2 protein-coding genes and 1 pseudogene are annotated in these 3,113 nt (G+C 69.0%); 2 read left to right on the plus strand and 1 reads right to left on the minus strand.

The window, feature by feature from the left end; translation table 11 throughout:
• Both G6018_RS02400 and G6018_RS02405 read left to right on the plus strand, forming a co-directional pair.
• Nucleotides 1-274 (plus strand): annotated as a pseudogene (locus G6018_RS02400) (SGNH/GDSL hydrolase family protein); the annotation flags it as partial.
• 34 nt (nt 275-308) lie between these two features.
• Nucleotides 309-1,529 (plus strand): acetyl-CoA C-acetyltransferase, encoded by a 1,221-nt coding sequence (locus G6018_RS02405; RefSeq protein WP_182638611.1) that lies wholly within the window; start codon nt 309-311, stop codon nt 1,527-1,529.
• A 363-nt stretch (nt 1,530-1,892) separates the two neighbouring features.
• Here G6018_RS02405 and G6018_RS02410 read toward each other — a convergent pair whose 3' ends face one another.
• The gene (locus tag G6018_RS02410; protein WP_182610246.1) at nt 1,893-2,756 is read right to left on the minus strand and encodes a Bax inhibitor-1/YccA family protein; all 864 of its coding nucleotides are present in this window, start codon (nt 2,754-2,756) and stop codon (nt 1,893-1,895) included.
• Nucleotides 2,757-3,113 lie beyond the last annotated feature (357 nt).

Consider the following 3,113-nt stretch of genomic DNA (forward strand, 5'->3'; position numbering starts at 1 on the left):
CGAGGCGGCCGCGGACGGCGCGGACGACGAGCACCGCGAGTCGGTCGTCGCCCGGCTGACCAAGCGACTGACCGACTTCGTCCGTACCCACGAGGACGCGGAGGACCTCGACGAGAACACGTACCTGCATAATGAGGACGTGGACGGCGATCCGGAGAGCACGGGCGATGCCCGCGAGGCGGCGGACACCCTCCGCCGCCGGAGCCGCATCCTGCGCCTGACCCGCCCCACCCGGGACCTGTCCGCCCCGGAACTCACCCCCGACCACACCTAGCACCGAGTATCCACCCGCAAAGAAGGAGCCTTCCATGCCGGAAGCCGTGATCGTCTCGTACGCCCGCTCGCCCATCGGGCGCGCCAACAAGGGATCCCTCGTGGGTATCCGCTCGGATGACCTCGCCGCGCAGATGGTGACAGCGGCCCTCGCCAAGGTCCCGTCGCTCGACCCCACCCAGATCGACGACCTCATGCTGGGCTGCGGCCTGCCGGGCGGCGAGCAGGGCTTCAACATGGGCCGTGTCGTCTCCGTGCTCGCCGGCCTGGACACCGTCCCCGGCACCACGGTCAACCGCTACTGCTCCTCCTCGCTGCAGACCACCCGCATGGCGCTGCACGCGATCAAGGCCGGCGAGGGTGACGTGTTCATCTCCGCCGGTGTCGAGACCGTGACCAACTTCGCCAAGGGCACCTCCGACCACTGGCCGGACACCCACAACCCGCTCTTCGCCGACGCCGAGGCCCGCACCGGCACGCGCGCCGAGGGTGGCGCCGAGACGTGGACCGACCCCCGCGAGAACGGCCTGCTGCCGGACGTCTACATCCCGATGGGCCAGACCGCCGAGAACGTCGCGCAGATGACCGGCATCACCCGCGAGGAGCAGGATCACTGGGGCGTGCGCTCGCAGAACCGCGCTGTCGACGCGGTCGAGAACGGCCACTTCGCCAACGAGATCACCCCTGTCACCATGCCCGACGGCACCGTGGTCTCCACCGACGACGGCCCGCGGCCCGGCACCACCTACGAGAAGATCTCGCAGCTCAAGCCGGTCTTCCGCCCCGACGGCACCATCGCCGCCGGCAACTGCTGCCCGCTCAACGACGGCGCCGCCGCCCTGGTGATCATGTCCGACACCAAGGCCAAGGAGCTCGGCCTCACGCCGCTCGCCCGCGTGGTGTCCACCGGCGTCTCGGGCCTGTCCCCCGAGATCATGGGCCTCGGCCCGATCCAGGCCGTCAAGAACGCCCTGAAGATCGCCGGCAAGTCGGTGTCCGACATCGACCTGTTCGAGATCAACGAGGCGTTCGCCGTCCAGGTCCTCGGCTCCGCCCGTGAGCTCGGGATCGAGGAGGACAAGCTCAACATCAACGGTGGCGCCATCGCGCTCGGCCACCCGTTCGGCATGACCGGCGCCCGCATCACCGCCTCGCTCATCAACAACCTGCAGGCCGCGGACAAGCAGTTCGGCGTCGAGACCATGTGCGTCGGCGGCGGCCAGGGCATGGCGATGGTGCTCGAGCGCCTGAGCTGATCCCCGCCCGCCCGGCCTGATCGCGCGCGCCCCGCGTCCCGGCGTCGACCCAGCGTCGAAAAGAGCGTTCCGAACCCGTTTCCCCAGGAGACGGTGTTCGGAACGCTCTTTTCGTTGCGCCCTCGACCGTCAGATTGTCCGCCATCCGCTCGCCCCGCCGAGTGGTCGCAAATGCGCGTATTCCGATTCCGCATCCTGGGAGAACGTGAGCATGTGTGACCTCTCGGCGAGAAGCCGAGCCCGCCACGCTCCTCCGAAATAGCGGCTGCCCCGACCCCTGGTTGGGGTCGGGGCAGCAGGGCCGGCTCGCCGGTTCGCCGCAGCAGCCAGGGCCACCGACGGCGGCGCTACCGCTCGCGCTGATCAGTCGCGGAAGTAGCTCATCAGACGCAGGATCTCGATGTACAGCCAGACCAGGGTGACGGTCAGGCCGAGCGCGACGCCCCACGACATCTTGTTGGGGGCACCGGCGCGCACGAGGCGATCGGCGTTGTCGAAGTCCAGCAGGAAGCTGAACGCGGCCAGGCCGATGCACAGGAGGCAGAAGGCGATCGCGATCGGGCCGCCGTCGTACAGCGGGTTGGAGCCACCGGTGAAGAAGCTCAGCAGGATACTACCGAGCGCCGCGAACAGCACGCCCACGATGGCGGCGGTGAGGAACCGCGTGAACTTGGGGGTCACGCGCACGGCGCCGGTCTTGTAGACGAACAGCATGCCCACGAACACACCGATGGTGCCGAGGATCGCCGCGCCGACGGCACCCAGGACGCCACCGCCCTGCAGATCAGCGGTGAACAGGTAGGTGGCAGCGCCCACGAAGAGCCCCTGCAGGCCGCCGTAGACCAGGGTGACGGGGGCCGAGTCCATCTTGCGGCCGAACGTGGCGACGAGCACCACGACGAGACCGCCGATACCGCCGATGAGCAGCAGCGGGAACAGCAGACCGGGGTTGATGCTGATCATGTAGAACGCGATCACGCCCACGATGCTGAGCAGACCCAGGGTGGTGGCGGTCTTGCTGACGACGTCGTCGATCGTCATGGGCCGCGTGTCCGTGTCGAACTGCGGATGGGCCTGGGGGGCGCCGTACCCGGGCTGGGCACCGAAACCCTGCTGGCCGTACTGGCCCTGCTGGAAGCCCGCGCGTCCGGCACCACCGAGGTGGGTGGCGCCACGCGCGCTGTCCTGGGACAGGGAACTGAAGACCGGATTGCTGCTCGTGCGCATCGAGGTCCCTTCGGATTGTCGGGGAAGGTCGTTGATCGAGAGTCCCCGCCGGGTCACCGACGAATCACTCGTACTGGTCAACGCGCGGGCCCACCTGAGTGTTCCCCGCGTCGACCCCCATCCTGCCCGACCGGTCGGACGTCCCGCGCACCAACCCTTTAGCGATATGTCGTTGACACTCTTTGGGATGTCGCGAATACTCTATGGCAGGCGGGCGCCGATGGGGCGCCCAGGACATTGGGAGTCGGCGATGCACAGCGACGACGCACACGAACCGGGTGACTTCGGCCCCCCGGACACACGGAGCCGGGGCGGACACCCGCGGCGTGGCGGCCGCCCCGGCCGCCCGCGTGGACA

It is taken from the genome of Dietzia sp. DQ11-44, assembly GCF_014145205.1.
Lineage (GTDB): Bacteria > Actinomycetota > Actinomycetes > Mycobacteriales > Mycobacteriaceae > Dietzia > Dietzia natronolimnaea.

Excerpts from the sequence above, each read along its gene's own strand:
- G6018_RS02405 (WP_182638611.1), top strand. The coding sequence starts at position 309 with ATGCCGGAAGCCGTGATCGTCTCGTACGCCCGCTCGCCCATCGGGCGC.
- G6018_RS02410 (WP_182610246.1), bottom strand. The coding sequence starts at position 2,756 with ATGCGCACGAGCAGCAATCCGGTCTTCAGTTCCCTGTCCCAGGACAGC.